Source organism: Kitasatospora sp. NPDC058478, from assembly GCF_042720345.1.
GTDB lineage: Bacteria > Actinomycetota > Actinomycetes > Streptomycetales > Streptomycetaceae > Kitasatospora.
The window spans coordinates 1-18,774 of the sequence record NZ_JBHXML010000117.1 but is presented as its reverse complement, the minus strand read 5'-3'; the positions used below and the strand labels follow the sequence as shown (position 1 = coordinate 18,774).

Sequence of the window (18,774 nt, the reverse complement as noted above, 5' to 3'; positions counted from 1 at the left end):
GCCCGGGCCGGTGGGCGCGGCGGGCCGGGAAGGGGGTGCGGCGGGCGCCGCGGCGGCCCGGGGGGCCAGGGTGGGGGTGGCGGCCCGGGAGGCCGCGAGGGGGGCGTTCTCGGTCTCCTCCTCCGTCGCTGCGGAGGCGGCGGCCGCGGCGAGGGCGGCGTCCAGCCTGGCGGCGACGTCGGCGGGCATCGGCGGGGCCTCGACGGCGCCGAGCAGTGCCTGGACCTCGCCGAGCGCGTCGGCGGTCTCGCGGCACTCGGCGCAGCCGTCCAGGTGTCGGCGCAGCGTCCGGGCGGCGTCGGCGGACTCGACCAGCCCCTCGGCGAGGTCGGCGAGCTCGTCGACGGAGGGGTGGGCCTCGGCGGGGCCGGTGGGGCCGGAGGAGGAGAGGTGGGCCGTCATCGCGCGCTCGCGTCTCCTTCCAGAACCGTCCGACCGGTGTTCGGGCCTGTCCCTGTGACGGTGCGGGTGCCCGTCGGGTTCCCCGGCGCGTTCCGCCGAGGTGACGGGGCCGTGCCGGGGGCGTTCGGTGTTTCACGTGAAACATCCGGTCCGCCACCGCCGCTCTCGCGCAGATGGCGGACCAGCGGGAGCAGCCGGGCCCGGCCCCGGGCGCAGCGGCTCTTCACCGTGCCCACCGGGACGCCCAGCAGCTCGGCGGCCTCGGCGACGGGGTAGCCCTGCATGTCGACCAGGACGAGTGCGGCCCGCTGCTCGGCGGGCAGTTCGGCGAGCGCCGCGGCCAGCTCGCGCTGCACCTCGGCCCGGACCACCGGGGAGTCGGCCGGTTCCGCGGCGCCGACCAGGGTGTCCAGACGCCGCGGGTCCTCGTCGAGCGGGGTGGTGCGGCGGGTGGCGCTGCGCCGGGCGCGGTCCAGACAGGCGTTGACCACGATCCGGTGCAGCCAGGTGGTGACCGCCGAGCGGCCCTGGAAGCCGGGGGCGGCGCGGAAGGCGGAGACCAGGGCGTCCTGGAGGGCGTCGGCGGCCTCCTCACGGTCGCCCAGGGTGCGCAGGGCGACCGCCCAGAGCCGGTCGCGGTGGCGGTTCACCAGGAGGCCGAAGGCGTCCGGGTCGCCGGCGACGTGCCGGGCGAGCAGCGCCGCGTCGTCCTCCGCCACCGTCACCCCTCGCCCCCCTCGCCGTCGTCCTGGAGACCGGACCGCCGGTCAGCCGGTCAGCCGGAGACCTTCACCTCGGCGACCTGCCCGCGGAACCTGCCGTCCGTATCCTTCGGCAGGCTGGTCAGCCAGATCAAGAGGTAGCGCGTGTTCGTCGGGGTGCTGAGAGCGAAGTCGACGGTGGTGCCGCTCTTCTTCCCCACGGCCGTGAAGGAGGCCAGCGGCGCCTTCTGCGGGTTGTCCGCCGCCTGACCGTTCGGGATCCGCAGCTCGGCCGTGGTGGTGCCGACGAACTGGACGCTCACCGAGTTGACGGCGTGCGGCGAGCCGAGATCGATCAGCAGGCCGGTGCCTTCCTTGTAGCCGCCCGGGACGAACTGGTCGTCGTAGCCGAAGGTCGGCCAGCTCGTGTTGGGGTCGCCGTCGATGGCCTTGGGGAGGGCCCAGGCGGATTCCGCCGAATCGCCCTTCGGGTTGTACGAGAGGGCGGCTTTGGGCGCGATCGGCGTCGGGTTGTGGGTGCTGGCCTGCGGGGTCGGTGCGTCGCTGGTGGCCGAGGTCTGCGGGGAGGTGGTCGGGCCGGTGTTGCGCAGGGTGTCCACGAACTGCCAGGAGGCGACGCCGATGGCGCCCAGGGCGACCGTCCAGGCCGTCGCCTTGACCACCCGGCGCAGCCGTCGCCGGGTGCGCCGGCTCGCGGTCGGCCGGGACGAGGCGGGCAGCGGGGCGACGGCCGGGTCGGCCACCCGGGTCGGGTTGGGCGCGGTCGGCAGCGCGTGGGTGTTGTGCCGGGGCGGGGCCGGGAAGGGGGGCAGCTCCGGTTCGGGCTGGCGGATCCGGGGCATCTGCGCGATCGCCCGGGTCAGCTCCTCCGGGGTGGTGATCGGCTCGGCGTGGTGCGGCGGGTGGTCGAACAGGGCCCGCGCGGCCAGCTCGGACAGGCCCTTGTGGACGCCCGCGCGGACCTGGTCCGGCGCGGCGTTCTGGAGGCCCTTGGGCAGGCCCTGGAGGTCGTAGCGGTCCTCCGGGTAGGGCCAGCGGTGGGTGAGCGCGGCGAACAGCAGGGCGCCGATCGCGCGGGTGTCGGTGCGCTCGGAGCCGTCGGTGCCGTCCTCGTCGGGCAGCCCGCGCAGGGCGGCGTCCACCGCGATGCCGTTGATCCGGTACTGGCCGCTGTCGGTGCGCAGCACGCAGCGCGGGGTGAGCCGCAGGTGGGCCTGGCCGCGCCGGTGGGCGGCGGCGACCGCGTCGGTCACCTGGCGGACCATCTGGTACGCCTCGTGCGGCTCCATCGGGCCGTCGGCGAGCAGCTTGGCGAGGTCGGAGGCGTGCGGCAGCCACTCCCGCACGACGTAGACCAGCTCGCCCTCCTGGACGGCGTCCAGGACCTGGACGAAGCGCGGGTCGCCGAGCAGGGCGGCGGACTTGGCGGCGGCGAGCACCTTGCGGGCGCGCTGGTGGCCGGAGGCCATCAGGTGGACGCCGACGGCCCGGCGCAGCTTCTCGTCGACCGCGCGCCAGCTGCTGAAGGTCTCGGTCTGGGAGATGCACTCCTCCAGCCGGTACCGGTGGCCGATCATGTCGCCGCTGTGCCGCAGCGGGGCGGGGAGGGTGCGGGGCAGGGTGGCGGTGTCGCGCGGGTCGACGGTGGGCTGCGGGTCGGTGGGGCGGCGCTTGGCGGCTGCGGGCTCCGGGGCGGCGGGCTTGCGCCGGACGGTGCCGGCGGCCAGCTCGGCGGCGATCTCGTGGACCGAGAGCGGAGCGGTGATCTCCGAGGTCTCCTCGCCGCGGGGGGCGTCCTGGCCGACGTCGGAGAGGTCGGAGAGGTCGGAGGGCTCGGAGGGGTCGGCGGCGTCGGTGTCCGGGTCCGGGTCGGCGGCCACCGGGGTGTCCGGGGCGGCGCCCCGGTCCTCGGAGGCGTCCTGGGAGGAGGCGTCGGCGACGGCGCCCGCCGGGGCTGCCTTCCCCGCCGTGAGCTCGTCGATCGCCGCGGCCAGTGCGGCCTCGTCCGCCGCCGCGTCAGCTGCTGACGTGTCGACGACCGCCTTGGTGCCATCAGCCACCGTGGTCCTGCCTCCCCTTGTGTCGCCCCGGCTTGAGAGAGTCGCTGGAGCCCGCGGGTTGGCGGCCACGTGCTCCAGGACAATTGTGCCCACTCTTCTCCACCGAGTACGACCGCTGAGGGGCGCGCTCGGTTGCGTGCTGGTGGAGAGATGTGGTGCAGATCCGACACCGGGCCGCCATCTCGCGGCCCGGGCGGAGCCGGGCGCGGGCGGCGGCCCGGCACCCGGCCGGACGGGCGGAGGAGCCGGTGGCTCCCGTCGACACCCGGTCAGGGCGTCCGCTCGTCCGGTCGGTCGGTGTGGTGGATCAGCGGCCCAGCCGGCCGCGCACCATGCCGAGCATGGCGTTGAGCTCCTCGATCCGCAGGCGCTTCGCGATGAGCACGAACACGGCCAGCTGGAGGCCGCCGCCCGCGACGAGGGACAGCACGCTGCCCAGCCAGCCGTCCAGCACCTGCTGGACCGCCAGGCTGACGCCGAGGCCGACCAGCGCGGACGGCACGCCGGCGGTGGCCAGTCGGCTGTAGGTCTTGCCGATCCGCTTGCTGTCCAGCCCGCCGATCTTCTTCTTCAACTTCGGCAGTGCGACCGTCACCCCGACGGCGTAGGCCAGACCATAGCCGAAGGACATCCCGATCACGGCCCACTGGGCGGGCAGCGTGAACCAGCAGACCACCGAGAACCCGGCCTGGCAGACCGCGACCCAGACGGTGTTGGAGAACGGCGTCCGGGTGTCCTCGTAGGCGTAGAAGCCGCGCAGCATCACGTACTGGGCCGAGTACGGGATCAGCCCGAGCGCGAAGGCCGAGAGCATCAGGCCGACGTTGGAGGCGTTGTCCAGGGCCCGGTCACCGCCGCCGATCCCGTAGATCGAGCGGGCGATCGCCGGGCCGAGCGACAGGAACAGGAAGGCGCCCGGGACGACCGCCACCGCGGTGGTGCGCAGCCCGTACGACAGGTCGTCGCGGACGGCGCCGGCGTCCTCGTCGGCCGCCGCCCGGGAGAGCCGGGGGAGCACCGCGCTCATGATCGAGACGGTGATCACGGCCTGCGGGAGCTGCCAGATCAGCAGGGCGTTGGAGAACGCCGCGAGGCCGACGCCCTCGTGGCCGCCCTTCTCGGCGGCGCTGCCGGCGGCGGTGGCCAGCTGGGTGATGACCAGGAAGCCGGCCTGGTTGGCGAGCACGAAGAAGAAGGTCCACTTGGCCAGCCGGGCGGCCTTGCCCAGGCCGTGGCCGCGCCAGTCGAAGCGCGGCCGGTAGCGGAAGCCGGCCGACCGCAGGTACGGGATCATCGCCAGCGACTGGACGACCAGGCCGAGCAGGGTGCCGAGGCCGAGCAGCCGGACGCCCTCGGGCGAGATGCCCTCGGGCGTCACGTGCGTGCCGCTGTAGCCGCCGTACACCCAGATGTAGGCGCCGAAGGTGAAGATCACCACGATGTTGTTGAGGACCGGGGTCCACATCATCGCGCCGAACCGGCCGCGGGCGTTGAGGATCTGCCCCATCACCACGTGGACGCCCATGAAGAAGATGGTCGGCAGGCAGTACCGGGCCAGCGCGACCGTGGTCTCGGCGCGGTCCGCGTTCTCCATCATCGAGTGCGAGATCAGCTGCACCAGCAGCGGTGCCCCGAGCACCGCGAGGAACACCACGCCGCCGAGCCCGACCATCACCAGGGTGAGCAGCCGGTTGGCGTACGCGGTGCCGCCGTCCTCGTCGTTCTTCATGCTGCGCACCAGCTGCGGCACGAAGACGGCGTTCAGCGCGCCGCCGCCGATCAGGATGTAGAGCAGAGTCGGCAGGGTGTAAGCGGCGTTGTACGAGTCGCCCATGGCGGCGACGCCGATGGCGGCGGTGATCACCATGGTCCGGACGAAGCCGGTGCCGCGGGAGACCAGCGTGCCGGCCGCCATGATCGCGCTGGAGTTCAGCAGGCTCGCGACCTTGCCGCCGCCGCCGGCCGCCGGGGCGGGCTCGGCCGCGGGCGCCGGCTGTGCGGCGCGCTCCTCGGCGACGAGGTCCGCCAGCGGCTCCACCGCCGGCGGCACCGCCACGGCGGCCACCTGCATGGTGGCCTCGTCCTCGGAGAGCGGCGGGTCGAACTCGATCGGGGGGACGAAGGGGCGGTGCCCGTCCGGGCCGGCGTACTGCTGCTGCCCCGGGTAGCCGCCCACCGGCGGGTACGGCGCGGGGGCGTGCGGCGGCCCGGCAACGGGGGGCGGGGGCGCGACCGGCGGTGCCATCGGGTGCACCGGGGCGGGCGGGGGCACCGGCGGCTGGGCCGCCGCCTGCGCCTGGTGGCCGCCGAACAGCGCGTCCACCCCGACGTACTCGGTGGTCTCGCTGTCCCAGGTCGAGTGCGCCGGGCCCGGCTCCCACTGCGGCCGGGGCTGCTCCTGGCCGCCCCACTGGCCGCCGCCGGCCGGGGCCGGGGCCTCCTGCCAGGCGGCCTGCACCGGGGTGTCCCAGCCGGGCTGCACGGGCGGCACCGGGGCCGCGAACGGCGTCGGCGCCGAGTACTGCGCCGGCGGCACCGGCGTCGGGTAGCCGCCGCCCTGCGGCGGCAGCTGCGGCGGCACGTCGTACGCGGTGGCCGGCGGCTGAGGTGCCGCGGGCCGGTCGGCCCGCAGACCGTACGGGTCCTGGCCGGCCTGCGGGTTCCCGTACGCGTCGGCCGCGTACGGGTCCTGGGCGTAGGTGTCGGCCACGTACCAGTCGCCGGACGGCGACTCGGCGCCCGGCCGGTTCTCACCGCGGCCCGGCGGCCGCTCCTCGCTGCGCCCGGTCATGTCACCTCTTCGCTGTCGTGGGGGAGGCCGGCCCGGCGTTGCGGGGGGTCGGCGGTATCAAGGACCAACCTTCTCATCACTGGCGGTCCGATCCCGGCCATCCGCGTTGCTGCCGCGCGGTGTCTGCGCGGGGCCGGCCTCGGCGGATCCGCCGCCGGAGCCGTCTTCGGGGCCGCCGCCGGGGCCGTTCCCGGAGGGTTCGCCGGCACCGCCCCCGGCCTCGCCGTCGGGCTTCTCCCCGCTCGCGTCCCCGCCCGCGTCCTGCGCCCCGTCCCGGGCCTCGTCCGCCGCCGGGGCCGGTGCGCCGTCCGCCGCCGGGCCGTCGACCGGCTGGTCGCCGTCGGCGTGCGGCTGCCCGGCCCGCCGCTTGCGCTGCCGCACGAAGCGCAGCGCGGCCAGCAGCAGCAGGCCGGCGGCGGCCGCGAAGACGTACAGCACGCCGTTGGTCACCGAGGTGACCTCCACTGTGAACTGCTGCGGTGTGCCGTACTTCTGCGGGTTGGGGCCGGTGGTCCAGAGCTGGGCGGTCATGGTGACCGGGCCGTTGTTGCGCGCCTCGGCCTGGAACCGGAGGGTGGCGCTCTGAGCGGCGGGGATGACCAGTTCCTCCTCCTTGCCCACCCGCAGCCGGTTCGGCTGGGTCGAGGTGAGCACCAGCTTGAGGTTGGTGACGGTCTGGGTGAGGTCGTTGCGGACGCTGACCGGCACCAGGCCGGTGTCGCCGGCGAGGGTGACGACGTTCTTCTTCGTCACCCGGACGGCTCCGGTCAGTTCGTCCAGGTACTTGGCGACGTCCGCGCGGTAGGTGCTGCCGGCCGCCGCGTCGGTGCGCCACGCGGTGGACAGCGAGCGGACCATCGCGGCGCTGAACGGGCCGCGCACCCGCTGCGGCAGGGTGAGCACCCGCATCAGCGTGTCCAGGTTCTGCTGGATCTCGTCGGTGCTGCTCAGCTCGGCCGCGGACAGCTCCGAGGCCCGGACCTGGGCCGGGTAGTCGGCGGCCGCCGGGACGGCGGTGTTGGCCTTCTGGTCGGGCGAGGCCTGGGCGAGGGTGTCCAGCTTGACCGGGGCGAGCCACTTGTTGTCGGAGGCCGTCTGCAGGGCGTCCGCCAGCACCTTGGCGGTGCTCGCGGTCAGGTCGCGCGGCGGCATCACCAGCAGGCCGCGCTGGTTCTGCGGCTGCTCGTGGGTGATCGTGTAGGTCTCGGCGAGGAAGCGCTGGTTCGCCTTGGTCTGCGCCTGCGGGGAGGCGAGGTCGGTCTGGAACAGCGAGGAGACGGTCTCGTCGGCGACCACCGCGTTCTGCCCGCTGCCGATCGGGCGCACCGCGGTCGGGGTGTAGTTCATCGCGTCCGGCTCCGGCATGCTCGCGCCGTTGACCAGGACCAGGCCGTTGCCGGCCTGCTGGGCGATGCCCGCGATCTGCTGGTCCAGGTAGCCCTGGTACGGCCAGGCCACGTCCGAGCGGGTGTCGACGGACAGCCGGCCCTCGACGGTGAGTCGGCCGGCGGTGGCCGCCTTGCCCAGGGCGGTGCCCATCCCGATCAGGTCGGCGCCGTTGTGCGCGATCGAGGCGAGGTCCGGGTCGGCGTAGGGCAGCGACACCACCTGGCCGCCCGGCTTGGCGACGGCGGCCCGCAGCTTGTCCAGCCAGGCGGTGGCGGCGGCCTGGCCGGTGCCGGGGACGGTGTTGTCGTCCTTGGCCGGCTTGCCGACGTCCTGGCCCGGCTTCTGCACCCGGTACGGCCTGGTCATCGCGAACGCGGTGTCCAGCAGGTCCGGGTCGACCACCCAGGTCAGCCCGGTCATCTTGGCCCCGGTGTCCACCAGCTCGTACAGCCGGCCGCCCGGGGAGAACTCGGCGGTCAGGCTGTCGTCGCGCAGGACGGGGACGGGCTGGTCGTTGTCGGAGTAGGTCTGCGCGGCCAGCACCGGCGCGTGCACCAGCGGCCAGAGCGTGGTGACCTTGCTGGGCTGTGCCTCGGCGCCGCCCGGGTTGTACGGCAGGAAGGTCCGGGCGATGCCCAGCGGTCGGTCGCGCTGGTTGTCGGCGGTCGAGCCCCAGGCGTCCACCGCGAGCTCGTAGACGCCGCTGTCGGACAGCCCGAGGTCGCTCACCGAGACGCTCAGGGTGTAGGGCTGGTTCTGGCCCGGGCCCAGCTCCGGCAGGGCGTACTGCGGGCTGTCCAGCTCCACGCCGTCGGAGTTGGTCGGGCCGCTGCGGGTGGTCACCAGGGACAGGTCGCTGCGCCGCTGCAGCGGCTTGCTGGACAGCGGCTTGCGGACGGCCGCGTGGGCGTTCTTGACCGCGGCCTTGCCGGTGTTGGTGACGTGCCCGGTGATCTTCACGATGCCGTTCGGGCTGGCCACCTGCGGTGCCACCGTCTCGATGGTCATCTCCACCGGGTACTCGGCCGAGACGCCGTTGTCGGCGGTCGGCCGGACGCCGCCCCCGGCGGGCAGCGCCGCGGCCGGGGCGACCGCTGAGAACAGGGCCAGGGCGGCCCCGCAGACGGCGGCGAGGCGGCGGGCCGCCCGCCCCGCGCGCCGCCCCGTACCGTGCCCTTCGACGGGGCGTTCGGTCCTTCCGGGCCGTCGTTCCGCCCCCAGGCCCGAGTGCCGTGCCGGCTCACTCACTCGTTCCGCCCTCGCCGTTCTCGATCGCTCGCTGCTGATGCTGTTCGCTTGACGTTCTTCGCTCGACGCAGTTCGCCGCGCTGGTGCCGCGGGAGCTCCGCCGGCCACGGCGGCACGCGACACCGCATCCCCTGTCCGGTGCCCGAGACTCGTCCACCGGCATGGTAACGATGCAGCCCGCGGTGCAGTGTTGCGGGCCTTGGGGTGAGACGCCCAAAACGCGCGGGCGGTTGACCTGTCGGGCCACGTACTCTTGTGAGCCGTGTCCACTGCCAATGAGTCCACCGCGCACCTCGACCGTTCCAGCACCGCCGTCCAGGCCGTCCCAGGCCTGAGCGAGGCCCAGACCCTGGGGCTGCAAGAGCTGCTGCGGGTGTCGCCGGTGGCCGACGAGATCGCCCGTCGGTTCGAGGCGGCCGGCCACCGGCTGGCCCTGGTCGGCGGCTCGGTGCGGGACGCCCTGCTCGGCCGGCTCGGCAACGACCTGGACTTCACCACCGACGCCCGCCCGCAGCAGGTGCTCAGGCTGGTCAAGGGCTGGGCGGACGCGGTCTGGGACGTCGGCATCGCCTTCGGCACGGTCGGCGCCCGCAAGGACACCCCCGAGGGCTCCTTCCTGATCGAGATCACCACCTACCGCTCCGAGGCGTACGACCGGACCTCCCGCAAGCCCGAGGTCACCTACGGCGACACCATCGAGCAGGACCTGGTCCGCCGGGACTTCACCGTCAACGCGATGGCCGTCGACCTGCCCGGCCGCGGCTTCGTCGACCCGCACCACGGCCTGGACGACCTGGAGGCCCGGGTGCTGCGCACCCCCGCGACCCCCGAGGAGTCCTTCTCCGACGACCCGCTGCGGATGATGCGCGCCGCCCGCTTCGCCGCCCAGCTCGACTTCGAGCCGGCCCCCGAGGTCGTCGCCGCGATGACCGCGATGGCCGAGCGGATCACCATCGTGTCCGCCGAGCGCGTCCAGGCCGAGCTGAACAAGCTGCTGCTGGCCAAGCACCCGGTGAAGGGCCTGCGGCTGCTGGTCGACACCGGCCTGGCCGACCACGTGCTGCCCGAACTGCCCGCACTGCGGCTGGAGCGCGACGAGCACCACCGGCACAAGGACGTCTACGAGCACTCGCTGACCGTCCTGGAACAGGCCGTCGACCTGGAGCAGGACGGCCCGGACCTCACCCTGCGGCTGGCCGCGCTGCTGCACGACATCGGCAAGCCGCGCACCCGCCGCTTCGAGTCGGACGGCCGGGTCTCCTTCCACCACCACGAGGTGGTCGGCGCCAAGATGACCCGCAAGCGGATGCGCGAGCTCAAGTACTCCAAGGAGCTCACCGAGGACGTCTCGCAGCTGGTCGAGCTGCACCTGCGCTTCCACGGCTACGGCGGCGGCGAGTGGACGGACTCCGCGGTGCGCCGCTACGTCACCGACGCCGGACCGCTGCTGGAGCGCCTGCACAAGCTCACCCGCTCCGACTGCACCACCCGCAACCGCAAGAAGGCGGCGGCGCTGTCGCGCACCTACGACGGCCTGGAGCAGCGGATCACCGAGCTGAAGGCCCAGGAGGAGCTGGACGCCGTCCGCCCGGCGCTGGACGGCAACCAGATCATGGAGCTGCTCGGGCTCAAGCCCGGCCCGCAGGTCGGCAAGGCGTACAAGCACATGCTCGAACTCCGGCTGGAGCACGGCCCGCTGGAGCACGACGCGGCGGTGGCCGCGCTGCGGGCCTGGTGGGCCGAGCAGCAGGGCTGAGAGGTGCTGCGAGGGGTGGCCCCGGCCGACGCCGGGACCACCCCTCGGGCGTGCCGGGTCAGCCGTGGAGGCTCTGCAGGCAGAGCACGTAGTTGAGGGCCGGCAGGTTGGAGTAGGTGCGGGTGTAGGTGCTGTCCGACTTCGGCTGCTTCTCGCAGACCTTCTCGTCGGAGGTGGCCAGGTACTTGAAGACCACCTTGTACTGGGCGCGGGAGTCGCCGCAGGGCAGCATGGTGATCTTCGGGTTGGCGTCGTGGGTCGCGCCGGTGCCGTTCTCGTTGCGCAGGCAGTCGCCGGGGTTGGCCCGGTCGATGCTGTCGGCAGCGGTGCTGGGGGCGGTCGGCGGCGGCAGCGTGATGGTGGGCACCGGCGGCATGCTGAACGTCGGCGAGGGGAACGGCCGCGGCGGGTAGGCCGGCGGCGAGAAGGTGGTCACCGGGGGCACCGTCACCGTCGGTATCGCGATCGGCGCGACCGGGTCGTCCTTCTTCGGGCCGAGCACCCCGGTGGCGGCCAGGACCAGCGTGACGACCACCGAGAGCGGCAGCAGCAGCATCAGCGCGTGCGGCCGCCGGCCCAGCGGGACGCCGGGGTCGAGCTGGGGGCCGTGGCTGCCCGGGACGGGCGGCGGCAGCCGCTTGACCTTGCCGTTGGCGGCGAGGTTCAGCAGCAGGGTGATCGGCGCCAGCAGCACCGACGCCGGGCTCCACCAGCCCTGGACCAGGGTGCGGGCGGACAGGTCGCGCACCGTGGCCGTCCCGCAGGTGCGGCAGAACGGGCCCGGCATCCGCAGCATCCGGTAGGCCAGGACCAGGCCCTGGTGGCCGCGGACGGTGGCGTCCACGGCCGGGAAGCCGCCGCAGAAGCGGCAGGCGGGCCCGTCCTGCGGCGCCGGTGGCGGGTACCCGTACCCGTAGCCGGGCGCGGGCTGGGGAGGGTAGCCGTACGGCTGGTCGGGCGGCGGCGGGGCGGCCGGGTAGCCGTAGCCGGGCGGCGGGCCCGGCGGCGGCGGGGTCGGCCGGCCGTAGGGGTTGCCGGTGGCGTACGGGTTGCCGTCGTCGGGCGGCGGGGCGCCGTACGGCAGCTGGGGCGGCGGAACGGACAAGAGGTCCCCCGGGGATGCGGTGGTGGTGGAGAGGTCAGGCCTTCCCCGGCAGCGGGGCGCCGGCCGGGGTCATCGGGCCGAGGCAGAGCACGTACCGCTTCTTGTTCCAGCGGCGTCCGCTCTTGCCCGAGACGGCGCTGGTGGTCTGCGGCGTCTGCTGGCAGCGGTTCACGTCGGTGGTGTCGCCGAACGTCGACAGGACCCGGTAATTCGCTTTGGCGTCACTGCACTTGACGATCTCGACATCGCGGGTGCCGCTCACCCGGACGCAGTCGCCGGGCTTGGCGCTGCTGACGCTCGGGCCGCTGACGAAGTAGCCGACGGCCAGCGCGAGGCAGCCGCCGACCAGGCCGACGATCCGCAGCTTCGCCTTGACGCCGCGCTTCGCGGGGGGCGTCTCGGCGGCGGAGGCGGGCGGCGGGTAGCCGTACGGGCCGGCGGGCGGCTGCTGGCCGTACGGCGACTGGGCGCCGTAGCCGGGCGGCTGCTGGCCGTAGGCCGGGGGCGGTCCGAAGCCGGGCGGTGCGGGCTGGGGTGGTCCGGGCTGGGGCGGCCCGGGCGGGGGCGGTCCGAAGCCGGGCGGTGCGGGCTGGGGCTGCGACGGGATGTACGGCACCTGCCCGTACGGCGGGGCCGGCTGCGGGGGCGGCCCGTACGGCGGAGGTGGCCCGTACGGGCCGGGCGGTGTGCTCATCAGTTCGTCCCCCGAGGCCGAGTGCTGTCGCTGCGACAGGTCTGACGTACCTTAGCGACTCGGTCGGACGCCACCGTTCCGAGGGGCCGAGGGCCTTCAGGAGGCCCGGTCGCCGGGGAGCGGCCCGTACCGCCGGGCGGAGCGCAGGTAGAGGAGCGCCGAGAGCCCGTACACCGCGGCGACCCCGACCACCACCACGACCGAGCGGCCGGAGAGCGGCAGCACCAGCGCCGTGACCAGGGCGGCGGTCACGAAGGCGACGTTGAACAGCACGTCGTAGATCGCGAAGACCCGGCCGCGGTACTCGTCCTCGACCGACTCCTGGACCACGGTGTCGGCGCAGATCTTGGTGCCCTGGGTGACCACCCCGAGCAGCAGCGCCGCGAGCAGGCAGGGCAGCAGGGTGAAGCTCAGGCCGAGCGCCGGGACGAAGACCACCGGGGCCGCCAGGCAGACCGTCATCCAGCCGGCCAGGCCGAGCCGCCGGGTGCACCAGGGGCTGACCAGCGCGGCGACGAAGAACCCGGCGGCGGACAGGCCGACCGCCTGGCCGAGCGTGACCAGTCCGGCTGCGCTGTCGGACGGGTCGTTGAAGGTGTACCGGGCGAGCATCACCACGACCACGATCAGCACGCCGTAGCAGAACCGGGCCGCGGTGACGGCGGCCAGCGCGTGCACGGCGGGCCGGCAGTCCCGCACCAAGTGGCGCACGGCGGCGCCGAGTTCGACGGCGGCCCGGACCAGCGCCTGGCCGAGCGCCGGGCGGTCGCCGTGCTTCTCCGGGCCGAGCAGGTCGCGGTCCATCCGGCGGGCGGCCAGTGCGGCCGACAGGTAGAGCAGCGCGGCCACCGTGACCAGCGCGGCGTCGGCCTTCGGTCCGGGGGTCATCACCTGGTGCAGCAGGAAGCCGACCCCTCCGCCGGAGGCGGCGGCGACCGTGCCCAGCGTGGGGGAGAGCGCGTTGGCGGTGACCAGCTGGTCCTGCTCGACCACCCGGGGCAGGGCGGCGGACAGGCCGGCCAGGATGAACCGGTTGAGCGCGGTGACGAGCAGCGCCGAGGCGAAGAACAGCCAGGTCGGCGCCTCCGCCAGGAGCAGGGCGCCGGTGCCCAGGCCGAGCCCGAAGCGGGCCAGGTTGCCGTAGTAGAGCACCTGGCGGCGGCGCCAGCGGTCCAGCAGCACCCCGGCGAACGGCCCGATCACCGAGAACGGCAGCAGCATCACGGCCAGCACCGAGGCGATGTCGGCGGGGGAGGACTGCTTCTCCGGGGAGAACACGACGTAGGCGGCGAGCGAGACCTGGAAGACGCCGTCCGAGAGCTGGGAGAGCACCCGGGCGGTCAGCAGCCGCCGGAAGTCCCGGCCGCGGAGCAGACCGAGAAGCGTGGCACGGTGTGCGGACTGGTGGGTGCTGCCGTTCTCGGTGATCGCCACCCGCCCAGAGTGCCATGGAACCGGCCGCTGTTTCACGTGAAACATTCGCCGAGAAACGGTGAAGGGCCCACGATCCGATGATCGTGGGCCCTCCGGCGCGGTCGGCGGCGGTCACCCGCCGCCGGCTCCGGCGCTCTACCTCAGCGCTCGACCTCGCCGCGGATGAACTTCTCGACGTTCTCCTTGGCCTCGTCGTCGAAGTACTGCACCGGCGGGGACTTCATGAAGTACGAGGACGCCGACAGGATCGGGCCGCCGATGCCGCGGTCCTTGGCGATCTTCGCGGCGCGCACGGCGTCGATGATGACACCGGCGGAGTTCGGGGAGTCCCAGACCTCGAGCTTGTACTCCAGGTTCAGCGGGACGTTGCCGAACGCGCGACCCTCCAGGCGGACGTACGCCCACTTGCGGTCGTCCAGCCAGGCCACGTAGTCCGACGGGCCGATGTGGACGTTGTTGGCGCCCATCTCGCGGTCGCGGATCTGCGAGGTGACGGCCTGGGTCTTGGAGATCTTCTTGGACTCCAGGCGCTCGCGCTCGAGCATGTTCTTGAAGTCCATGTTGCCGCCGACGTTCAGCTGCATGGTGCGCTCGAGGATGACACCGCGGTCCTCGAACAGCTTGGCCATCACGCGGTGCGTGATGGTGGCGCCGACCTGGGACTTGATGTCGTCACCGACGATCGGCACGCCGGCCTCGGTGAACTTGTCCGCCCACTCCTTGGTGCCCGCGATGAACACCGGCAGGGCGTTCACGAAGGCGACCTTGGCGTCGATGGCGCACTGGGCGTAGAACTTGGCGGCGGCCTCGGAACCGACGGGCAGGTAGCAGACCAGGACGTCGACCTGCTGGTCCTTGAGGATCTGGACGACGTCGACCGGGGTCTCGTCGGACTCCTCGATGGTCTCCCGGTAGTACTTGCCCAGGCCGTCGAGGGTGTGGCCGCGCTGGACGGTGACGCCGGTCGGCGGCACGTCGCAGATCTTGATGGTGTTGTTCTCGCTGCTGCCGATGGCGTCGGCCAGGTCGAAGCCGACCTTCTTGGCGTCGACGTCGAACGCGGCGACGAACTCCACGTCGCGGACGTGGTACTCACCGAACTGGACGTGCATCAGCCCGGGGACCTTGCCGGCCGGGTCGGCGTCCTTGTAGTACTCGACACCCTGCACCAGCGACGCGGCGCAGTTGCCCACGCCCACGATGGCTACGCGAACCGAACCCATTCCGGTTGCTCCCTGTGATCTCATGAGGGCCGCCGGGGTCGACGGCACTCGTCCTGCTTCTTCGATGACTGCTTGTACGGGCGCGAGGCGCCCACTCCTGCCGCGCGGCACAGGGCTGACGCGGTGTCAGCGCTCCTGGGCGGAGCGCCCCGGGCGGTCGTACGGTGGCCCGGGCGGGTCCTGGGACCCTTCCTCCTGGCCACGGCCGTCCGAAGTCTTGTGGGGTACGGCGGTGGTGTTGCCGCCGGTGGCGGGCCCGGTCCGGCCGGTGCGGTTGGCCCGCTCGGTCTCGATCAGCTCGTTGAGCCACCGGACCTCGCGCTCCACCGACTCCAGTCCGTGCCGCTGCAGCTCGACGGTGTAGTCGTCGAACCGCTCGCGGGCGCGGGCCAGCGAGTTGCGCATCTTCTCCAGCCGCTCCTCCAGCCGGCTGCGACGCCCTTCCAGGACGCGCATCCGCACGGCCCGGTCGGTCTGGCCGAAGAACGCGAAGTGGACGCCGAAGTGCTCGTCCTCCCAGGCGTCGGGCCCGGAGTCGGCGAGCAGCTCCTCGAAGCGCTGCTTGCCTTCGGGGGAGAGCCGGTAGACGGTCTTGGACCGCTTGCCGTTGAGCGCGGTGGCCGGGACGTACTCGACGTCCGGGTTGTCCTCGACCAGGAAGCCCTGGGCGACCAGGCTCTTCAGGCACGGGTAGAGCGTTCCGTACGAGAACGCCCGCAACGTTCCGAGCAGGACGTTGAGCCGCTTGCGCAGCTCGTAGCCGTGCATCGGGGCGTCGTGGAGCAGACCGAGAACGGCGAACTCCAGCACTCCTGAGCGCCTGCCCATTGCCGTCGTCCTCCTTGCCTCTCGGCCGTTGTCCGGCCGCTGCATCGGGCGGTATGCCGCGTCGATGTATCGGCTCGATATATCGAGAACAGTAAACCGGGCCCTCGGAACGGGCAAGGGGGGCGCGCGTGAAGGTGATCACAAGCCGACGCGCAGGAGTGGTTGGCAACGGGCGTGTAATGATCTGCTGCCGTTTTGCGGTCATTGGGGACTGATGCCCGATTAGTTGGGATTCCCGGCTGCGTACGCTGTCGCGTGTGCACGAGGACCACCTCCGGGGTTAGGGCGGTTGGCGGGCATCGGACGTGAACCCTGCCTTCAGGCTGGAACCGCCTGGCGAGGAGTGGCTGCAACATGAGTGAACGACGGCGAAGGACGCCCAGCCCGGGCGGTGACGGGCAGCAGCCCCCGGGTGGTGGTGGCCGTCAGGGCGGACCAGGCCGGGACGAGGTGAGCTCGGACGGCGCCGGCCGCCGGCGCCCCCCGGGCGAACGGGAGACCGCTCAGCAGCCCCGGATGGGCCGCGCCGAGATGCGCAAGGCCGCCCAGAAGGGCGGCAAGGGCGGCCGGCGCGGTGCCGCCGCGGCCTCCGCCTCGGTGGCCGCCGCCGCAGGCCCCGGCAAGAAGCGGTTCATCGACTACCCGCGCTTCGGCAAGACCGGCGTCCGGCGCTGGCTGCCGTCCTGGCGGCAGTGGCTGAGCGCCTTCCTGATCGTCTTCGCCACCTGCGTGGGCGGGGTCTTCTACCTCTACCAGACCACCGAGATCCCGAAGCTCAAAGATCTGATGAAGGACCAGAACACGATCTACTACTGGGCCGACGGCTCGGAGATGACCCGCAAGGGCGAGACCAACCGTCAGATCGTCGAGCTCTCCGACATCAGCCCCAACCTGCAGAACGCCGTGATCGCGGCGGAGAACCAGACCTTCCGCGAGGACAGCGGCATCGACCCCAAGGGCATGCTCCGCGCCGTCTACAACATGGCCAAGGGCGGCGAGACCCAGGGCGCCTCGACGATCACCCAGCAGTACGTGAAGAACGCGTACCTCAGTCAGGAGCAGACCCTCAGCCGCAAGCTGAAGGAGTTCTTCATCACGCTGAAGATCAATCAGAAGATGCAGAAACCGGACATCCTCAAGGGGTACCTGAACACCAGCTGGTTCGGTCGCGGTTCGAACGGCGCCCAGGCCGCCGCACAGGCTTACTACGGGGTCGACGCCAAGGACCTCGACCTCTGTCAGAGCGCCATGCTGGCCGGCCTGTTGAAGGGCGCGTCGTACTACGACCCCAGCAACCCGGCCAACAAGGAGCGGGCCCAGGGGCGGTGGGCCTGGATCCTCGAGAACATGGTGAAGACCAAGGCCATCACCCCGGAGGAGCGGGCGAAGTGCACCACCTTCCCCGACCCGATCCCGCAGAAGCCCAGCTCCAACATGAACGGTGAGGTCAGCTACCTGGTCGACACCGCCAACAAGTACCTGATGGCCACCGACAAGACGATCACCCAGCAGATGATCGACAAGGGCGGCCTGAAGGTCTACACCACCTTCGAGAAGGACAAGGTCGACGCCCTGAAGAAGGCCGTCGACGACGTCAAGGGCGAGAACCTCAACGCCCAGAAGCGCCCCAACAACGACACCTTCATCCAGTTCGGCTCCGCCAGCATCCGCCCCGGCGACGGCGCGATCGTCGCCCTCTACGGCGGCGACGGCGTGGAGAACGGCCACTTCGACAACAACGCCGACGCCATCGGCGTCCAGGTCGGCTCGACCTTCAAGCCCTTCGTGCTGGCGACCGCCATGCAGATCGGCGTCCAGACGGCCACCGACGACAAGGGCAAGCCGAAGCGGATCAACGCCGACAGCCGCTACCTGTCCGACGACATGTCCGAGATCCGCAAGCCGGACGGCTCGCTGGTGATCGGCGACGACGGCAAGCCCTACCGGCAGAAGAACGAGGACTCCGGCAAGCGCGGCTACGTCTCGCTGCGGTCGGCCATGCAGAACTCGTTCAACGTGCCCTTCGTCCAGCTCAACCAGGACGTCGGCGGCCAGAACGTGGCCAACATCGCCGAGCAGATGGGCGTCCGGAAGGAGAGCTTCGCCGACCCGAAGACCCCGACCTTCGCCCTCGGCACCTCCACCATCAGCCCGATCCGGATGGCCACCGCCTACGGCACCCTGGCGGCCAGCGGCAAGGAGGCCGAGCCCTACTCGGTCACCAAGGTCGAGGTGAACGGCACCGAGCGCCCGGGCTTCGGCAAGAAGGACGCCAAGGTCGCCCTGGAGCCGGCCGTCGCGGACAACGTCACCGACGTGCTGGTGAACGTGGTGAAGAACGGTACCGGTTTCAAGGCCAAGGAGCTGGGCCGCCCGGTGGCCGGCAAGACCGGTACCACCGACCAGAACAAGTCGGCCTGGTGGGTCGGCTACACCCCGCAGCTGGTGACCAGCGTCGCGATGTGGCGCGAGGACCCGAGCAAGCACGAGCGGCTGTCGCTCAACGGCACCGGCGGCAAGGAGTCCATCCACGGTGGTGACATCCCGACCGACGTCTTCACCCGGTACATGAAGGCCGCGCTGGCCAACGAGAAGAAGATGGACTTCCCGACCCCGCAGCCGGTCGGCACCCAGGTGGACTCCTCCGGCGCCCCGGTCTCGCCGAGCATGACGCCCACGCCGACGACGAGCGAGACCCCGTCGGCCCCGCCCGCGACCCAGCCGGCCAACAACCAGCCGCCGCCGACCAACAACAACCAGCCGCAGCCGCCCGTGTCCACCCAGGGCCCGGGCTGTGTCCCGGGCGTGGACTGCCCGGGCACGCAGCCGAGCCAGACGCCGTCGCACACCAGGACCAACCCCGGTCCGACGAGCAGCTGCGGCCTCCTCGGCTGCACCACGCCCCCGCCCACGGCGCCGCCGACGGACCCCCCGGCGACGAGCAGCAAGCCGAGCGGCAAGCCGCCGACACCGTCCTCGACCGGCGGTGGCGGTGGGCAGAACGGGCTGTTGCCCTGACCACCACCCGCTGAGCGGATGAACCGAACGGCGGGGGGGGGGGGCCGCGGGGGGGGGGGCCCCCCCCCCGAGGGGCGGTGTGGGCGGGGGCCGGGGGGGGCGGC

The 18,774-nt window shown here is 72.7% G+C and carries 11 protein-coding genes and 1 pseudogene; 2 read left to right on the top strand and 10 right to left on the bottom strand.

Annotated features, from left to right (window positions below; genetic code table 11):
* From ACFWPT_RS39170 to ACFWPT_RS39150, 5 genes and pseudogenes are all read right to left on the bottom strand, one after another.
* Positions 1-402, bottom strand: a pseudogene (locus ACFWPT_RS39170) (hypothetical protein); the annotation flags it as partial.
* Positions 399-1,127, bottom strand: coding sequence for an RNA polymerase sigma factor SigM (sigM, locus tag ACFWPT_RS39165; protein ID WP_380487702.1), 729 nt, complete (start codon positions 1,125-1,127; stop codon positions 399-401). The gene sigM and the pseudogene ACFWPT_RS39170, both read right to left, overlap by 4 nt.
* Positions 1,128-1,177: 50 nt before the next feature.
* Positions 1,178-3,184: a protein kinase family protein gene (locus ACFWPT_RS39160; RefSeq protein WP_380487700.1), complete on the bottom strand. Its 2,007-nt coding sequence runs from the start codon at positions 3,182-3,184 to the stop codon at positions 1,178-1,180.
* A gap of 307 nt (positions 3,185-3,491) precedes the next feature.
* The gene (gene murJ / locus ACFWPT_RS39155) at positions 3,492-5,975 is read right to left on the bottom strand and encodes a murein biosynthesis integral membrane protein MurJ (protein WP_380379732.1); all 2,484 of its coding nucleotides are present in this window, start codon (positions 5,973-5,975) and stop codon (positions 3,492-3,494) included.
* A 57-nt stretch (positions 5,976-6,032) separates the two neighbouring features.
* A complete protein-coding gene (locus ACFWPT_RS39150; RefSeq protein WP_380487698.1) occupies positions 6,033-8,612 on the bottom strand; it encodes a DUF6049 family protein in 2,580 nt (859 codons plus the stop codon).
* 355 nt (positions 8,613-8,967) lie between these two features.
* Here ACFWPT_RS39150 and ACFWPT_RS39145 point away from each other — a divergent pair, with 355 nt between their 5' ends.
* Positions 8,968-10,368, top strand: coding sequence for a CCA tRNA nucleotidyltransferase (locus tag ACFWPT_RS39145; protein ID WP_380345967.1), 1,401 nt, complete (start codon positions 8,968-8,970; stop codon positions 10,366-10,368).
* 58 nt (positions 10,369-10,426) lie between these two features.
* Here the strand turns inward: ACFWPT_RS39145 and ACFWPT_RS39140 are convergent, their stop codons facing one another.
* The 5 genes from ACFWPT_RS39140 to ACFWPT_RS39120 form a co-directional block, all read right to left on the bottom strand.
* Positions 10,427-11,473, bottom strand: a complete 1,047-nt coding sequence (locus ACFWPT_RS39140) for a hypothetical protein (RefSeq protein ID WP_380487696.1) — start codon at positions 11,471-11,473, stop codon at positions 10,427-10,429.
* Between the two features lie 34 nt (positions 11,474-11,507).
* Positions 11,508-12,167, bottom strand: coding sequence for a hypothetical protein (locus tag ACFWPT_RS39135; protein ID WP_380487694.1), 660 nt, complete (start codon positions 12,165-12,167; stop codon positions 11,508-11,510).
* Between the two features lie 96 nt (positions 12,168-12,263).
* Entirely contained in the window at positions 12,264-13,601 is a 1,338-nt protein-coding gene (locus tag ACFWPT_RS39130) for an MFS transporter (protein WP_380487692.1), read from the bottom strand.
* Between the two features lie 140 nt (positions 13,602-13,741).
* Positions 13,742-14,824: an inositol-3-phosphate synthase gene (locus tag ACFWPT_RS39125; RefSeq protein ID WP_063348479.1), complete on the bottom strand. Its 1,083-nt coding sequence runs from the start codon at positions 14,822-14,824 to the stop codon at positions 13,742-13,744.
* A 126-nt stretch (positions 14,825-14,950) separates the two neighbouring features.
* Complete coding sequence (locus tag ACFWPT_RS39120; protein ID WP_063348480.1) at positions 14,951-15,652, bottom strand: PadR family transcriptional regulator; 702 nt, start codon at positions 15,650-15,652, stop codon at positions 14,951-14,953.
* Between the two features lie 354 nt (positions 15,653-16,006).
* Between ACFWPT_RS39120 and ACFWPT_RS39115 the strand changes: the two genes are divergently transcribed.
* Positions 16,007-18,670, top strand: a complete 2,664-nt coding sequence (locus ACFWPT_RS39115; RefSeq protein WP_380379722.1) for a transglycosylase domain-containing protein — start codon at positions 16,007-16,009, stop codon at positions 18,668-18,670.
* Positions 18,671-18,774 lie beyond the last annotated feature (104 nt).

Coding starts and splice junctions, on each gene's coding strand:
- murJ (WP_380379732.1), bottom strand. CDS start 5,975: ATGACCGGGCGCAGCGAGGAGCGGCCGCCGGGCCGCGGTGAGAACCGG.
- ACFWPT_RS39135 (WP_380487694.1), bottom strand. CDS start 12,167: ATGAGCACACCGCCCGGCCCGTACGGGCCACCTCCGCCGTACGGGCCG.
- ACFWPT_RS39125 (WP_063348479.1), bottom strand. CDS start 14,824: ATGGGTTCGGTTCGCGTAGCCATCGTGGGCGTGGGCAACTGCGCCGCG.
- ACFWPT_RS39120 (WP_063348480.1), bottom strand. CDS start 15,652: ATGGGCAGGCGCTCAGGAGTGCTGGAGTTCGCCGTTCTCGGTCTGCTC.
- ACFWPT_RS39115 (WP_380379722.1), top strand. CDS start 16,007: ATGAGTGAACGACGGCGAAGGACGCCCAGCCCGGGCGGTGACGGGCAG.